Annotated in this window: 16 protein-coding genes and 1 pseudogene; 13 read left to right on the forward strand and 4 right to left on the reverse strand. The window is 60.6% G+C overall.

The window, feature by feature from the left end:
* Positions 1-3: 3 nt before the first annotated feature.
* The 9 genes and pseudogenes from G8767_RS16230 to G8767_RS16270 all read left to right on the forward strand — a co-directional run.
* Positions 4-1,227, forward strand: coding sequence for an MCE family protein (locus G8767_RS16230; protein WP_166810689.1), 1,224 nt, complete (start codon positions 4-6; stop codon positions 1,225-1,227).
* The gene (locus G8767_RS16235; RefSeq protein ID WP_166810690.1) at positions 1,224-2,255 is read left to right on the forward strand and encodes an MCE family protein; all 1,032 of its coding nucleotides are present in this window, start codon (positions 1,224-1,226) and stop codon (positions 2,253-2,255) included. Before G8767_RS16230 ends, G8767_RS16235 begins: the two co-directional genes overlap by 4 nt.
* Positions 2,255-3,310 (forward strand): MCE family protein, encoded by a 1,056-nt coding sequence (locus tag G8767_RS16240; protein WP_166810840.1) that lies wholly within the window; start codon positions 2,255-2,257, stop codon positions 3,308-3,310. The genes G8767_RS16235 and G8767_RS16240 overlap by 1 nt, the downstream gene beginning before the upstream one ends.
* Positions 3,307-4,404 carry an MCE family protein gene (locus G8767_RS16245; RefSeq protein ID WP_166810691.1) on the forward strand — a complete coding sequence of 366 codons (1,098 nt, stop codon included), beginning with the start codon at positions 3,307-3,309 and terminating at the stop codon, positions 4,402-4,404. The genes G8767_RS16240 and G8767_RS16245 overlap by 4 nt, the downstream gene beginning before the upstream one ends.
* A complete protein-coding gene (locus tag G8767_RS16250) occupies positions 4,401-5,465 on the forward strand; it encodes an MCE family protein (protein WP_166810692.1) in 1,065 nt (354 codons plus the stop codon). The genes G8767_RS16245 and G8767_RS16250 overlap by 4 nt, the downstream gene beginning before the upstream one ends.
* Positions 5,462-6,682 carry an MlaD family protein gene (locus G8767_RS16255; protein WP_166810693.1) on the forward strand — a complete coding sequence of 407 codons (1,221 nt, stop codon included), beginning with the start codon at positions 5,462-5,464 and terminating at the stop codon, positions 6,680-6,682. The genes G8767_RS16250 and G8767_RS16255 overlap by 4 nt, the downstream gene beginning before the upstream one ends.
* The gene (locus tag G8767_RS16260; RefSeq protein ID WP_095970979.1) at positions 6,669-7,226 is read left to right on the forward strand and encodes a mce associated protein mas1a; all 558 of its coding nucleotides are present in this window, start codon (positions 6,669-6,671) and stop codon (positions 7,224-7,226) included. The genes G8767_RS16255 and G8767_RS16260 overlap by 14 nt, the downstream gene beginning before the upstream one ends.
* Before the next feature lie 24 nt (positions 7,227-7,250).
* Positions 7,251-8,156, forward strand: a complete 906-nt coding sequence (locus G8767_RS16265) for an oxygenase MpaB family protein (RefSeq protein WP_166810694.1) — start codon at positions 7,251-7,253, stop codon at positions 8,154-8,156.
* A 489-nt stretch (positions 8,157-8,645) separates the two neighbouring features.
* Positions 8,646-8,972, forward strand: a pseudogene (locus G8767_RS16270) (transglycosylase family protein); the annotation flags it as partial.
* Positions 8,973-9,341: 369 nt separating this feature from the next.
* Here G8767_RS16270 and G8767_RS16275 read toward each other — a convergent pair.
* The 3 genes from G8767_RS16275 to G8767_RS16285 are packed head-to-tail and all read right to left on the reverse strand — an operon-like array spanning position 9,342 to position 11,556.
* The gene (locus G8767_RS16275) at positions 9,342-9,833 is read right to left on the reverse strand and encodes an NUDIX domain-containing protein (RefSeq protein WP_095971023.1); all 492 of its coding nucleotides are present in this window, start codon (positions 9,831-9,833) and stop codon (positions 9,342-9,344) included.
* A 23-nt stretch (positions 9,834-9,856) separates the two neighbouring features.
* On the reverse strand, positions 9,857-11,278 hold the full coding sequence (locus G8767_RS16280) for an alpha/beta hydrolase (protein WP_166810695.1): 1,422 nt from the start codon (positions 11,276-11,278) through the stop codon (positions 9,857-9,859).
* Between the two features lie 5 nt (positions 11,279-11,283).
* On the reverse strand, positions 11,284-11,556 hold the full coding sequence (locus tag G8767_RS16285; RefSeq protein ID WP_003945457.1) for a DUF2277 domain-containing protein: 273 nt from the start codon (positions 11,554-11,556) through the stop codon (positions 11,284-11,286).
* A 132-nt stretch (positions 11,557-11,688) separates the two neighbouring features.
* On the opposite strand from G8767_RS16285, the gene G8767_RS16290 reads away from it, so the two are divergent.
* A complete protein-coding gene (locus G8767_RS16290; protein ID WP_166810696.1) occupies positions 11,689-12,567 on the forward strand; it encodes a bile acid:sodium symporter family protein in 879 nt (292 codons plus the stop codon).
* 81 nt (positions 12,568-12,648) lie between these two features.
* A complete protein-coding gene (locus tag G8767_RS16295) occupies positions 12,649-13,659 on the forward strand; it encodes an ABC transporter substrate-binding protein (RefSeq protein ID WP_166810697.1) in 1,011 nt (336 codons plus the stop codon).
* 47 nt (positions 13,660-13,706) lie between these two features.
* Here G8767_RS16295 and G8767_RS16300 read toward each other — a convergent pair whose 3' ends face one another.
* Positions 13,707-14,294 carry a TetR/AcrR family transcriptional regulator gene (locus G8767_RS16300; protein WP_124568848.1) on the reverse strand — a complete coding sequence of 196 codons (588 nt, stop codon included), beginning with the start codon at positions 14,292-14,294 and terminating at the stop codon, positions 13,707-13,709.
* 95 nt (positions 14,295-14,389) lie between these two features.
* On the opposite strand from G8767_RS16300, the gene G8767_RS16305 reads away from it, so the two are divergent.
* Together G8767_RS16305 and G8767_RS16310 are read left to right on the forward strand one after the other, a co-directional pair.
* Positions 14,390-15,790, forward strand: a complete 1,401-nt coding sequence (locus tag G8767_RS16305) for a cytochrome P450 (RefSeq protein WP_166810698.1) — start codon at positions 14,390-14,392, stop codon at positions 15,788-15,790.
* Positions 15,791-15,885: 95 nt separating this feature from the next.
* Complete coding sequence (locus G8767_RS16310) at positions 15,886-16,203, forward strand: DUF4333 domain-containing protein (protein ID WP_124568850.1); 318 nt, start codon at positions 15,886-15,888, stop codon at positions 16,201-16,203.
* Positions 16,204-16,206 lie beyond the last annotated feature (3 nt).

Consider the following 16,206-nt stretch of genomic DNA (forward strand, 5'->3'; position numbering starts at 1 on the left):
GCCGTGGACAGACTCACTACACGCACGAAGATCGTCTATGCACTGCGCGGCACCATCGCCATCGTGGTGGCCGTCGTGGCAGCAGTGACGATGGTGCTGCGCGGATCCGGAAACCTCGAGCAGAGCACCGACGTGTTCGTCGCGGTTCCGGCCACGGCGGGCCTGATCAGCGGCGAGGCACCGGTCCGGTACCACGGGATCAACATCGGCCGAATCGGTGAAATCGGATCAGGAACAACAGAATCCGTTGTGCAACTACAGATACAGACTGACGATGCATCAAAGATTCCCGCCGACGTGATGGCTCGCGTCGTTCCACGTACGTTCTTCGGTGACATCTACATGCAACTCGTGGACGACCCGACGCGACAGGGCCGAACGACCCTCGCGGACGGTGACGAAATCCGCATGGACGACGGACCCGAGGCCGTCGCCCTCTACGACGTGTACACCAAGTTGGTCGGAGTCCTCACAGCGATGCAACCCGAGAAACTTCAAACGGCTCTGACCGCACTCGGCCAAGCTCTGGACGGAAACGGAGCCGAGATCGGTACCACGATAGACAATCTCAGCGCCGCTTCCGGTGCACTGGCTCCTGCCGCCCACCAATTCCTGCAATCCACTCCGGAATTCCGAACTGTCGTCGACGCACTGGACCGCGCGACCCCCGACATTCTCGATACCCTCGCCGCAGCCACATCCGTCTCGAACAACATGGTCGCCAACAGGGCGAACCTCGAGACCTCGATCGGCGCGGCGGCCGTATTCGCCGCGACCGTCGACGATTTCGTCGCGACGAACAACAGCAACATCATCACTGTGATCGATTCCGCCGGAAAGATACTCGCGACCACCGCCGCCAATCCCGACGGACTGCGTTCCACTCTCGCCAATGCCAGCACGTTCGGCACCGCCGGAGCTCGGGTCTTCGCCACCGGAAAGTTCGACATCACAGCAGTCGCCACGTTCGCCGAACCGCTCCCCTACACGGGCGCCGATTGCCCGCAGTACGGGGACTCGCGCGGCGCGCAATGTTCCGGCGCCAACCTGACGCCAATGCAACCCGTCAGTGCCCCGGTCGTGGGCGGCGAAGCCGAGGCTGCCACGCTGCGATACCTCGAAGACCAACTGCAGGGTGGCTCGCCGGAGCAGTCGGACACCCCCAACCCGGCAACAACACTGATGTTGGGGCCGCTGGTCAGAGGTAACGAGGTGACCGTCCCGTGAAGGTCCGTCCTGGCCAGGTAATTCGGTTGTCACTCTTCTGCATCACCGGCGTCGCCTGCGCGTCGTTCGTGGCGAACACATTGTCGGTTCCGGTTCGCGGAAGCACTGATTCGTACTCGTTCGAGTTCACCGACGTCGAAGGACTCAACCCGGGTAACCCTGTCACCATGTCGGGTGTGCGCGTCGGCCGCGTGGACTCGGTCGCGTTTGCAGACAACGGCGGCGGTACGAGCAAGGCGATCGTCGACGTCGAAATCGAATCACAGTATTCACTCGAGTCGGATGTCCGTGCCGCAGTTCGTTACGGCGACATGCTGGGTGCTCGATACCTGGCACTGACCCAGGATCACAGTGCGACAACGGTATCCGCACAACGGCTCGAACCGGGTGACACGATACCGCTGGCGCAGACAACTCCGCCGATCAACTTGACCGCACTGATGAACGGCTTCAAACCGTTGTTCGCCGCACTCGAGCCCGAGCAGGTGAACACTCTCACGCGGAGTTTTGTCGAAACCTTCAACGGTCAGGGCCAAGCAATGACCACACTTCTCGATCAGATCGCGGCCATGAGTTCCGGCCTGGTCGACCGTCAGGACGTCTTCGCGCAACTACTCACGAACATGAACACTCTTCTCACCTCCGTGGACGAGCGCCAACCCGAATTGGTCAGTCTGCTGGACGGTTTGAACAGCCTGAGCACCGCCGTCGTCGGGCAGAACGATCAACTGGTCTCGCTCTTGGACCAGGGAAACCGCACTGTCTCGTCGTTGGCTCAGATCATGGCCGGGTCGAACGGCGCATTCGGTCAGACCGTGCAACAACTCGAAAGTGTCACCGGCAGTTGGATTGCGAGCACCGACGAGTTCAACAGGCTGGTCACCAACCTTCCCCAGTTCGCCGACGCCGCCAACCGTATCGGCAGCTACGGAAGTTTCATCAGCCTGTATCTGTGCAATTTCACTCTGAAGGCAGGCGACATGGAGGCCAACATCTTCGGTCCGACACATTCACCGGTGTGCTCATGATGTTCCTGGTCAAACTGATCGACGTGTTCGTCGGCATCATGCTCTTCCTGTTCAAAGGGGATCGCCGACGCAGCGGTAGCGGAACAGCTCTCGCGCTGGGTAGTCTCGGAATCTTCGTTCTGGTGGTGGGACTCGCCGCCGCACTGGGCATTCCGAAACTCTGGTACAACGTCCGCACGTCGGCATACACAGCCGAGTTCGCCAATGCCAGCGGGCTCTCCGACACAGACCCCGTCTATGTTGCCGGGGTTCCCGCGGGCCGAGTGGATTCGATCGATCTTGCCGACGACCACGTGGTCGTCAACTTCCGCTTGGACAAGGATCAACCCTTGGGAAACCAAAGCACGGCGACTGTGAGACTCAAGACGGTCCTGGGCAAGCGTTACCTGGAGATCGTGCCGGCCGGCGTGGTCGACGACTCCGACGGGCGGGTCATTCCGCTTTCCCGCACTACGGTGCCGTACAGCCTCGACGATGTCAGCAGTGACGCCACCAATGCTGCCACGGGTGTCGACCTAGCGGCGATGGAGTCCATGATGAACACCCTTTCGCAGGTGATTCCCACGGATTCCGATCAGGTGGGCCGGGCTCTGGCCGGAATCAGCGGCGCCTCGGCTGCTTTCGCGCAGAATGGTGAGCAGATCGACCAGATTCTCAGCATGTCCCGCGAGCTGTCGGACATGGCTGCGGCACAAACCGATTCGATAGTCGGTACTGCGGCCAATGCTCAGACGATCGTTCGTACTCTTGCGATGCGCAAGGACGCCTTGACTCAACTGGTCGACAACCTGACAATCATCATCTCGAAGCTCTCGACCACCTTCGTCGATCGTCAGGAAGAGTTCGGGGCCATGACCGACAACCTGGTCGCGGTCACCACCACGCTGAAGAACAACGCAGATCAGATCGACCTGCTGCTGACTCGTCTTCCTTCCGCTCTGCGTTCGGTCACCGACTCCACCGGCACCGGTAATTGGACCGACGTCAACGCGCCGGCGGCCGTGATCCCGGACAACCTGCTCTGCGCGCTCGGCATCATGGAGGGCTGCAGGTGAACACACGAAAAGCGGTCACTGCCATGCTGGTCGTGACCCTGGCTATTGCACTCCCCGGTTGGTACGTCTTCGGACGAACCGATCAGTCCAAGACCGTCTACGCCGATTTCAGCTACGTCGGCGGGATCTACGAGGGAAGCAAGGTCACCGTCCTCGGAGTCGGCGTCGGGACAGTCACGTCGGTGGAACCTCGCGGAAGTTCTGTTCGAGTGGCGATGTCGATGCCCAACTCCGTCGATCTGCCCGCCGACGCTTCGGCCTATGTTCTCAATCCGTCGGTTATCAGCGATCGCCACATCGAACTCGGTCCGGCGTACACCGGCGGAGAGACGCTGAAAGACGGCGATCAGATTCCGATCGAACGGTCCCACTCCCCCATAGATTTCGACGGGTTGATGGGAAGCGTCAGCACTTTGGCCGACGCATTTGCCGGGGACGGAGGCAATCTCGGTGATCTCGTGAGCCGCGGCGCCGCCGGATGGCAGGGCCAAGGCGATCAATTCAATACCGCAATTCGCAACCTCAGCACGGCAACCGGAGTTGTCGGCGCACGGTCGGAAGACATCGGTTCCCTTGTCGACAATCTCAACACGTTGATGAATGCTCTCGACGCGCGGCAGGTCAGCCTGGACGAACTTGTCGGTGACCTCGGCGTATTGGGTGATCAGTGGGCAGGCCAGAACATGGACATCTCACAGCCTCTGCAGGATCTGCAGGTCGTCTTCGACCAGTTGAACAGTTTCATGACAACTCACGGCGACGATGTCGGCGCAATAGCCGACAACGTGCGAGTTCTCGGTGACACTCTGGCTTCCAAACAACCTGGCCTCGCCGAGTTCATGGACCTGGTGCCGTTGATGATGCAGAACCTCTCCCAAACTATCGGCCCTGATCAGCGCGGGCGCATCCGGCTCAACGTCTCGACTGCATTGACTCAGTTCGCGGTTGCAAAACCGCTGTGCGACACCTACAAGTTGCCGATCTGCACCGGGGCCGGGTTCACGAATCCGATTTCCTTCCCCCTCAGTACTTCTGATCCGCTCGGCATCGCCTCCGCGATTTCCGGCGGAGCCGTCCCCGGAGGTGGCAATTGACGCGGCACTCGGTTCGAATAGTCGCCGGTGCCACGATCATCGGTGTGGGTTGTGCGGCCGTGTTCGCCTTCGGCGGCTGTAGCGCAGGCATTCAGGACCTTCCGCTGGGTCGTTCGGCCGACGGTGACGCGTACAACGTGGCGCTACAGCTGGCCGGCGCCGACGGTCTGGTGCTGGGAGCAGACGTCCGCAGCGGCCAGAAAGTCATCGGTCGAGTATCCGCACTGTCAGCCGACGCCGTCGGAGCCGACGTGACGCTGAGTCTGGACGCCGCGACGCAGTTGCCGGAAAATGTCGAAGCATCCGTCGAACTCCCGTCCGCACTGGGAAACCCCTTCATCAGACTTCGGGTGCCGGAAGTTCCGTCCGGCTCCACGCTCAGCGACGGCGACACGATTCCGGAGTCTCGCACCGAGATCGGTCCGCAGGTCGAAAGTGCACTTGCCACCCTCGGCACGGTTCTGACCGGAAGCGGTATCGATCAACTCGACACCGTTGTACGCGAACTGAACACCGCGTTTTCCGGGCGCTCGGGTGAAGTTCGTTCTCTGACCGAGACCCTCACTTCGCTGATGGCAGAGGCAAGCAGTCACCGCAGCGAGTTCGACGAGGCCGTCGACCTCGCTGCCCGGGTCTCCTCCCAACTGGCTGGGCAACGGGTAGTTGTCGACAACTACCTCGATTCCGTTCCACAGGTGGTGTCGATTCTCGTCGGACAGAAGGATCAGATTGCGAGCCTGTTGAACTCGACCGTTCAGCTCGCCACCAACGCAAACACCATCCTCGATTCCTCACCCAACGGGCTCGACGCGATGCTGCACGATGCGTCGACCGTTGTGGGAACTCTGGATTCGTTCAATTCGGAGATCGGCCAGACACTGGCGAACATGAACGGGTTGCTCGAAAACTTCACCAGTGCAGTCCAAGGTGACTACCTCGTGTTCGACGGCGCTCTGGATATTCCGGGAACGATCGACAAACTGTGGAGCGGCGGTATGGCAGGTCAATCGATCGCGCCGGCGGGAACTCTCACCGATCTACTTCAGGGAGGTCCACGTTGAGTCGTCTCGCGCTTGTTCAACTCGTCCTGTTCGCTCTGATCGCCGCTGTAGTCATCCCTTTCGGAATCGTCTACGTGGTCGGCCCTCAGGGTTTCGGTGGCCAAATCCGGCTGCACGCCAACATGTCCGACGCCTTCGGACTTACCAAGGGCACGGTCGTCACGTATCGCGGAGTGCAGGTGGGGAAGGTGAGTGAAGTCGAACTCGACGCAGGCACCCGCTCGGCTCGGGTGGAACTCTCACTCAACGACAACACGGAGATACCCACCGACAGTGTCGCCAAGGTGACGATGGGTACAGCCGCCGGAATCCAGAACGTCGACATCTACCCCAACACGGATCACGGCCCCTATCTCCGAGATGGCGACGAGATCGCCATGCCCGCGGATCAGCAGCCGGTGCAGATGAGCCAGTTGATGCTTCAGGCGTCCGGTGTCCTGGAAGGGATTGATCCACAAGCGATCAGCGACATCGGGACCGAATTGGGGAATTCGTTCAACGGGCTTGGCCCGAGCTTGGCGACGATGATCGACAACGGTGGGACCATGTCGGCGCAGTTGAACGACCAGTCGGCCGAACTCGCCGCGCTGCTGTCGCGAACCTCCACCTTGGTGGACTCCATGGCGACACAATCGGATTCGTTTGTCCGAGGAATGGCGGCTGCCAAGAACTTCACCGAACAACTCGAATCCAACGCTCCGGTGCTGATCTACCTCACCGATCATTCGCCCGCCGCCCTGAACAGCGCTCAACAGTTGTTCGACAAGTACCACAACACTTTCGGAGCGGTCCTGGCCAATCTCGTCACTGTCACACCGATCATCTCCGACCGCACGGACGCCCTGGAAACCGGACTGGTCACGATCCCCGAAGGACTTGCCAAACTGGCATCCATCGTCAAAGGCGATCGCGCCGATTTCGCGTTGGTTGCCACGCAAGGGCCGGTGTGCAACTACGACACTCCCAGGCGAGAGGTAGGCGATCTCTCCCCCACCAGTCCGAATCTGGCGATGTACTGTCCCCCCGCCGACGACCTCGTCCAACGCGGAGCACAGAATGCTCCCCGCCCGAACGACCTCGGATTGCAGAACTCGACGGTCCCTGGCACGCCGATCGGACCGCCCGTCGTCGCGGATCCGATTCTGATTCCGACCGGAGTCGACGCCCTGAACTACTGGAGATTGATGTTGGAAGGACTGGGAAATGGCACACGGTGACAACGCACTACTCGACGAGGCAGAAGCCGAGGTGGCCGAACATCCGACTTCTCCGTCGCTACTTCGCCGCCTGAAGGAGCCACGCAACGCACTGATCTCACTAATGGCGGTAGCGCTGGTCGCAGCATTGGTGGTGCTCGGATTCCAGATGTACTCGGCGAATCAGGAAGACACGCTGCGGCAGGAAGCGCTGGACACCGCGAGGGAGTACTCGACCATCATGTCCTCCTTCGACTATCAGAACCTCGATGCCAACAAGGACACCATCGCGTCGATGTCGACCGACGAATTTGCCGGCACCTACCGAACCATGGTCGATTCACTGCGCGAGGTTGTCGCTGGAGGCCAAGGTCAGGCGAGCGCGACAGCGACAGACGTCGGCATCGAGACGCTCGAAGATTCGTCGGCCGAAGTACTCGTGTTCGTCGACCAGCAGGCCAAGAACGTTGCTGCGCCAGAAGGCAATACACAGAAGTACCGGATGGTCATATCCCTGGTCCGCTCGGACGATCGATGGCTCGTGAGCAACGTCGAGACCAAGTAACTCACCCCTCACGGAGGAAGATCGATGCCCACTCACTACCTGGATTCGGGAAAGTCCGAGTCGTCTCTTCGAACCGATCGGACACGCATCACCATCACGGCCGAGCGTAGGCGGTGGGCCCGTAAACCCGCACACATCACCGACGCTCTCGATTTCTGGTCGTTCGCCGGAGCCGCTGCCAACGTCATCCTGCAGCTCGGCTGGCCCGAGGTCGCCTACGGCGTCATGGAGAGCAAGGTCGAATCGGGTGCACTGACTTCGCATCCGTGGAAGCGCGCGCGAACCACGACCCAGTACCTCACCGTCGCGATTTTGGGCAACGAGGAAGAGCGAAAGGCCTACCGCGAGGCCGTGAACTCGGTGCACCGACATGTGAAGTCGGATTCAAACAGCCCGGTCAAGTACAACGCCTTCAATCGCGAACTCCAATTATGGGTTGCTGCATGCCTGTTCATCGGTTTCGAAGACAGTCATCAGTTGCTGCACGGCAAGATGTCCGAAGAACAGGCGGAATCGTTCTATCAGTCCGCATCAACGTTGGGAACGACGCTGCAGGTCACCGAGGAGATGTGGCCGGCCACCCGCGCCGACTTCGAGCGCTACTGGAACCTCGGTTGCGAACGCGTCGTCATCGACGAACGCACCAAGAAGTATCTGGTCGACCTCGTCAACCTTCGAATGATCGCGTGGCCGATACGCCTGGTGTTCCGAAACTTGCTGCGGTTCCTGACGGTCGGATTCCTACCACCGATCTACCGCGACCAACTCGACCTCGAATGGACCGAAGACGATCGCCGCCGATTCGAACACCTCTTCATTTTCGTGTCGTTCGTCAACAGGTTCATCCCACGCTCCATCCGTCAGGCCGGCAACACCATTCAGATGCGCGACATTCGCCGTCGGATCAAGGCGAGCAAGAATCTCGTTTGAGCCCAGGACCGGCAGCGCGATGATCGTTTCAATTCTGCTGCGCTGCAGGTAAATCGGGTCGGTCGGTCGACAACCGATCACGGCTGGACAGGGGTTCCAGAGCGACTGAAATCGGGTCGAAAAGCCGACAAACCGGGCCGATCGAGCGACACATTCGCCGCGCAGCGACGCCGTCGAGGCGCTTTTGAAGTGACTTGCATCACACTTTATCTCGTTTATGTAACGCCATGAGAGGTGGCATATCGCCACGCGACCTGGGAAAACACTCTTTGATGCATTTCTGTTGCACAAACATGTGTCGACACGCCGACCCGTGACCAATCCGTAATCATCTCTTATGGTTGGTGACAGCCCGATCAACCGGGCATTACCGAATCGCCACCGCCCGTCCCACCCCGCGGTTCGGACTCGACAACATTCCTAGTGGTGGGAGCGGAGCTGAGACGGTCACCGTCCTCCGTCGGCGGGACTCGAGAGGATTTACAAAAAATGACCAAGACCACCGTTACCCGTGCCCTTGCCTCTGTCGCCGCAGCCGGAGCTCTCGCAGCCGGAGCCGTCGGACTGACCGCCGGCACCGCATCTGCAGCCACCCACGACTGGTCGGGTGTCGCGGAATGCGAATCTTCGGGCAACTGGGCTGCGAACACCGGAAACGGCTACTACGGCGGACTCCAGTTCAGCCAGAGCACGTGGGAAGCCTACGGCGGAGCGGGCAGTGCCGCCAACGCCAGCCAGGCAGAACAGGTCCGCGTCGCGGAAAACGTCCTCGCCGGTCAGGGCGCCGGCGCGTGGCCGGTGTGCGGACAGTACCTCCGCTGATTCCAGCTCACGTAATGCGTCACTGCCCGGTGTTCGTCGAATTCTCGACGAACACCGGGCAGTGTCTTTCAACCGACAGTTATCTTCCGCTGCCACTGCTGTTGAAAGAAGTTACGTCAGTGCGTGATCCATCAGGATGCCGCGGCGCGAGCGAGGTGTACCGGCTGGCCTTACTGTCACCCATCAACCTACGAAGCCGCATCCACCATCGTTGGAGCATCCGTCGGACCCGGCTACCCGAAGTGACCGGCGCCGCCGTAGACGCGTACGGGATGGGTTCCTTGCGCACATAGTGCTCCATAACCCCAGCTTAGCCGTCCTTCGATACCCAAAGGCTCGATTGCAATCACTGGCTCGCAGCCCTTACAGCGATCGAACAAACCGTTCCGGCGAACTCGGTGGCCCATCCTTGACCAGGCGGGCGAAGCGGTCGGGTAGATCTCGTGGCCCGAACACTTCCCGACCTTCGTGTGACAGAAGGCGGTCAACGCTCCACCACTCGAAGTGCTCGACAAACTCGGCGGCAAGCGCTTCTCGCCCCAACGACCCACAGGGCTCGAATGCAGCCTCCACCGGAACGAGGAAGTAGTCGTTGATCGCACCGTCCCAACCCGGCAATATTGTCGGATCACGGATCTCCTCACTCCACACGTGGGAGGCGGCGCCGTAGTCGCGCAAGCCGATCTCCTCGTCCAGTTCGCGCGCGAGCGCCTCGGACGGGATTTCGTCTCCTTCCAAGCCTCCGCCCGGAGGACACCAGACCGTCAGCCCGCCCCCGGGTGCGATGAATCGATAGAGCAGAAGACGGGACTGGTCGTCAACGACCAACCCCCTGGCCGAATGCCTCAGATGCATGAGTGCCGCTGTAAGGCGGTAGGTCAGGCCATAACGGCCAACTCCGGCAACCCTGCAACCACAACCGCAAGGTTGTAGCCGGACATCCGCAGTTCTCCGTTGTCCCCGGTCCTCGCGTACTCCGCATGCCCGAAAGCCCGCTCGTGTTTGACCCCGTCCGGGGTGACTCCTTCAGCCGTGGACAACCGATGAAACTCGGTGCGCGTCGGATCGCCGCCGAAACGGCCGAACCCCGCGATGCTGTCGCCTTCCGCTTTCATGACGTAGACGTGGCGGTCGGCGATACCGAGGTCCGATTCCACCTTGGCCCGCACGCCGGGCGAACCGTAGAACACCACGTCGTCGACTGCTGCGCTGGCTCCGCGCTGCAGCGCAAGAGAAGTCGCGAGCGATCCGTAGGAATGGCCCAGCGCTGTGATGTGGACGCGGTCGTTGACCGACGCAGCACGAAGGCCGTGAAAGAAGCTGCCCAATGCGTCGGCGGCTATGCCTGCTTTGGACGATCGACTGACGTCGAAGCTGGCCCGACCGATGTCGAACTTTCCAGGCCCGATCACCTGTGGTGCGTCGTATCCGATCCAGGCGATGGTGGCCACGCTTTCCCTTCGGCCGGCCAGTTCGAGTTGGCGCATCGCCTCGGCTCGCAATCGTGTTGCCTCGCCGACCATTCCGCGCATCGAGTCCTTGACGTTGGTGTTCAATCCAGGAATCGTCACGGAGACGTGATCCGCGGTGTCCGGATCACCGATCGCAATTGCGGCGAAGCCTCGTTCACCCGAGCGCATGTCCATCAGCAGCAATCGTCGACAAGGTTCGGCATGGAACAACTCTTCGAGCGCGTCCAAATCCTCGAGTTTACGTTCGGCGTACCACTGGCCGGCCCCGGTGTTGCTCAGTCTGCCGCCGAAGAACTCTCGGTGAAGTTCTTGCGAGATTCGCACCGAATCATCTTGCAGCCGTGCTCGTTCCGATTGAATCCGATCGAGATTGGCAGGACTGCGAACCGCTGCAGGAATTCCGTCGAGGTTGGCGATCAGATCGGGTGCATGGCGCAACATCTGACGCTGCCGATCAGGGCTGAACGCTCGCCACTCCTCCCCCACGCGCACAGCTTTGTCACGGAGGTCGGTGCCGACCTGGGACCGGAGCGACAACGCATGATGAAGATCCGCGCTGACGAGTAATGCCTCACCGATCAGTTCTCGCACTGCAACCTCGAGCAACTGGGCGTGCACGTGGAGCGGGTGACCGTCGGCGATGGGCGCAACGGCAGAGACGGTTCCGTCCTGACGAATATGCAAGTCGTCAGCGACGGCTTCTTTGCGCAGAGTGGTCAGTCGTCGACGGATGTCGCGGACGCGGTGAGCGACCAGAACGCCTTCCAGCCCAGCGGACAGCTGGTCCAAGGCGTCGACGTCCCATACGTCGATATCTGTGAGATCCACTCGGGTCAGGACGAACGAGCAGCGATCCGAGCCTGTACTTCCGGGCGACGCAACGGCGGGACGGTCTGCGGCGGCTGTCTACGAGGCGGCAGGGCGCTGAGCAGGCGTGTCGTCGTTTCGGTTACCTCACGCACCGCTTGCTCGAAGGCGTCTCGATTGGCGTCGGACACCTTGGCTATCCCGCTCACCTTACGTACGTATTGGCGAGAGGCTGCCTCGATCTCCTCCGGCGTAGCTGCGGGCTCGAGTCCACGAAGTTCAGTGATGTTTCGGCACATAATTCGACGATAACCCTGCTCACCGACGCCGTCACGGTTCGATACATCAATGTATCCAAACTGCCACGCAGATTCGGGCATCACGGTAGTTTCAGTGAAATTCCCCCAGTGACTGGAAGTAGCCACTAACTCATGGACTCTGCACTCACCTCCGTCGGCCTACCCGCCGCACTCGCCATCATCATGTTCGGCCTCGGGCTTTCCTTGACGGTCGGAGATTTTGCCCGCGTGGCAAAAGCGCCGAAAGCCGTCTCGATTGCCCTGATCTGTCAGTTGTTGTTGCTCCCGGCTGCGGCCTTCGGCCTGGTCACGTTGTTCGACCTCGACCCACTGCTCGCCGTCGGCATGATGCTTCTCGCCGCATCACCGGGCGGCACGACCGCAAACCTGTTCAGCCATCTGTTCCGCGGCGATGTTGCTCTCAATGTGACACTGACTGCGGTCAATTCGGTGATTGCGGTGGTGACCCTTCCGCTGATCACCAACTTCGCGCTGGGGTACTTCGAACCCGAAGACGCGGACGGCACCCTCGGACTGCAGTTCACGAAGGTACTTCAGGTCTTTGCCGTCGTACTGATTCCTGTCGCCCTCGGAATGTGGGTTCGATTGCGCTCGAGCGCCTTTGCCGAGCGCATGGACAAGCCCGTCCGCATCGGATCTGCGGCGGTTCTGGCACTGGTGATCGTCGGAACGGTTGTTTCCGAACGCGAGAACATCGCAGACTATCTCGTCGACATCGGCGCCGTCGCTGCGTTGTTCTGTCTGCTGAGCCTTTCGGTCGGTTACGTCGTTCCCCGGATATTCGGCATCGAGGACCGACAAGCCATCGCCAGTTCCATGGAAATCGGCATTCACAACAGCACGCTGGCGATCACCATCGCCGTCAGTCTTCTCGACAATGTGCAATTGGCAGTACCGGCGGCGGTGTACGGCGTTCTGATGTTCCCGCTCGCCGCGGCCTTCGGCGCCACTATTACCCGTAAGTCACGGACATTGGCCGAAATCGACTAAGATCAGGCGGTTTTCGATATAGGTGATCTGGTATCGCCGACCCTACGATCGATACGGACTCAGACCGAAGGGTATCGAAAAATGCTGACCACCACACCTACCGTGCCGGACGAACGCGCCTGGCAAGAACTAGTCGACGCACTGACCCGTCGCCGATTCGGCATCGGAGCAGGGATGGCAGCAGTAGCAACAATTCTGTCGTCCTGCAGTTCCAGCGACGGTTCAAATGCCTCTGATAACGCTCAAATACGCACCGTCACCACGCCGTTGGGAACTTACGACATACCGACCAATCCCAAGCGGGTCTTGGCCGTCGACGCCCGAACCGACCTCGAGCTCGCCATTGCCCTCGAACTACCGGTCTTCGGATACAACATCTCACCCGCCACCGAGTGGGTTCCCGTCGACGGCTCGGCCGAATACCTCAGCGACAAGCCCAATCTGGAGCAGATCCTCGGACTCGCACCCGATCTCATCATCTGCGTCAACGCCGACAACGAGTACTGGCCCGCTGCAAAGCTTCAAGCCATCGCTCCTGTCCTGACGACCGAATCGAAGCAAACGTGGCGGGAGAACCTAACCCGCCTCTCCGATTGGTTGGGTCGAACACCCACCATGGATCGCCTGATCACCGACTACGACGCTCTGATCACCGACATTCGCTCTCGACACGCTTCGGCGATCGCGGGAAAGACCGTCGCAAGCTTGTCCTACAGTCCGGACAAGGCCACGATCTACATCGACAGCCTTCCCGTGTCGGAGGAAACTGGCAAGAAGAATCGCCAACCCACCGACATGACGCTCGCCGACATCGGCGGAAGAACTTTGAACACAACCGGTTTCGACAATCAGGGGCGGCTGAGCATCGAGGAGATGGATCGCCTTCGCGATTGCGACGCGGTCATGGTTTCCGTCACCGACAGCAGCGACACCACCTTCGATCAGCTCTCGGACAACAAGTTGTGGCAACGACTTCCGGCTGTGCAGGCCGGGAACGTCACCGTTCTGCACGGCAGTACGTACTACGGATCCATCTACACCAACATGTACGTAGCCAAGGGCTGGGACGATCTCTATTCGACGCTCGACTAGTCGGACTTGTCCGTAGAGATGCCGGCTGCTACCGAGCGGTCGGCATTTCACGTTTCGAGGTCGATACCCAATGCTCCGGAGAGGGTCCGCAGACAGATCACTCTCAACTCTTCCTGCGGTATCGAAGGCTGATCGAGCCAGTCGAGGCAGACGGCCCGGACGAAAGCGATCCATCCCCGAACTGCAACGGCAGCGATCTGCCTTTTTTCACCCTCGAATTCCAGTGCGTCGAGGATTCGAATCTGCTGCTGTTCGAGTTCCCGTTCGACGATCGCTCGGATGCCGGCCTCGGCTGAGAGCGTCCCGACGTTGATGGCGCGCACTCCCCTGCTGTGCGATTTCACGTACGCGAAGTACGCATCCAACCCGGCTGCCACTTGTTCGCGCACCGGCAGCGACGCGTCGGGTGCGGTCACCTCGAGCAGGTGCTGCGATTCGCGCTCGACGATTGCGGCGAAGAAGTCTCGCTTGGTTGGAAAATAGTGGTACATCAACCCTCGCGAGACGCCCGCAATCTCGGCAACCTCTTCGATCCACACGTCCTCGTACGAGCGGTCGGCAAAAAGTTGCGCGCCGATGTCGAGCAACTGCGTGCGCCGCTGCTCTCGGTCCAGGCGTTTTCGTGGTGCAACCATAGGCAAGTCAGATTACTACTTGACACCGATTCAGTAAGGCGTACTTTGCGTACTAGACACCAATTCAGTAAGCGATCTCACCCGGGGGACACATCATGAGCGTCGACACCACTCCAGAGGCGACGACCGATGCTCAGATCCCGCATCCGGCGTGGCGCCTGCCAGTTCTCGGCGACGTCCTCGGGATCAACATCCGGACGCCGCTGCAGAACTCCGTGAGCATCGGCCGAGAACTCGGGCCGATCTTCGAAAGAAACGTCCTGGGCAATCGCTTCGTCTTCGCCTCGGGCGCGGACATGGTGGCAGAACTGTCCGACGAGTCCCGGTTCGCGAAACACCTCGCACCCGGGGTCAAAGCGCTACGCGGAATCGGCGGCGACGGACTGTTCACGGCGTACAACCACGAGCCCAACTGGGGCAAGGCGCACAATCTCCTGGCACCGGCGTTCAGCCAGACTGCGATGCGCTCGTACCACCGCACCATGCTCGACGTGGCCGGCGAGTTGGTCGACCACTGGGACAGTCGTGAAAGTGACTCCCCCGTCGACGTCTCCGCTGACATGACCAAGCTGACACTGGAGACCATCGGACGCACTGGATTCAGCTACTCGTTCGACTCTTTCGAACGTGAAGAGCAGCATCCGTTCGTCAAGGCGATGGTCGGCGCACTCTCCCATTCACAACGCACGACGTTCCTGAAGTCGACCGCCCTCGGGCGAGTGCTCGCTCGTCGCGCTGATCAACGTGACGAGGTCCGCAAGGCGTACATGGCCGAGGTTGTGGACGAAGTGATCCGTGCCCGGCGGACAAGTACCGAACCGGGGCCTGAAGATCTCCTCGAACTGATGCTGCGGGCGGCACGCGAAAACGATCCCAACCGTGTCGACGAACTGAACATCCGCCACCAGGTCGTGACCTTCCTTGTCGCCGGACACGAAACCACCTCCGGCGCATTGTCGTTCGCGCTCTACTACCTCTCGCAAAACCCTGAGGTGCTGGCCAAGGCTCGAGCCGAGGTCGACAAGGTGTGGGAGGGTGAGGAACCCGCCTTCGAGAAGATCGCGAAACTTCGATATGTGCGACGCGTCCTCGACGAATCGTTGCGTCTGTGGCCGACCGCTCCCGCCTACGGCCGCGCGGCACTCGAAGACACCACGCTCGTCGGCAAGTATCCGATGAAGAAGGGTGATTGGATGCTCGTCCTCATCCCCTCACTTCATCGCGATCCGGTGTGGGGCAACGATCCCGAGGCGTTCGATCCGGATCGATTCTTGCCCGCCAACATCAAAGCCAGGCCGGCGCACGTGTACAAACCCTTCGGGACCGGTGAACGTGCCTGCATCGGAAGACAATTCGCCATTCACGAAGCGGTCCTCGTATTGGGCACCATCTTGCAGAAATATACGATCGAAGCTGATCCGGCTTACGAGTTGAAGGTAGCCGAACGGCTCACCCTGATGCCCGAAGGCTTCAACGTGACGGTCCGCCGACGCTGACCTCGGAAAACTGCGTCGAGTAAGTCGGTTGAACAGTCCCGAATGCGGTAATCCAAGCTGGCAGCAGCAAGCACCGGCGCACTCTGGGAGTTCACATGGCAAAGAGGCCTGCAGTTGGAATCGTTCTACTCTCGGCGGCATTGGCCACGGGAGCGTGCTCGGCAAGCGTCGGGACGCCGCAAGTGGACAAGTCCGAAGTCGCAAGTCAGATCTCCACTCAACTCGCGGAGAAGATCGGCGAGCCACCCGACGACGTGACGTGTCCGGAGAACCTCGACGCCGAAGTCGGCGCATCGATCACGTGCATCCTGACCGAGCAGGGCACCGAATACGACGTCACAGCTACCGTGACCAGCGTTGACGGTGAAAGTGCGAACTTCGATATCAAGGTCGCGGATGTGCCGAACAACTAACTG

Source organism: Rhodococcus sp. IC4_135 (genome assembly GCF_011602025.1).
Taxonomy (GTDB): Bacteria; Actinomycetota; Actinomycetes; order Mycobacteriales; family Mycobacteriaceae; genus Rhodococcus_F; species Rhodococcus_F baikonurensis.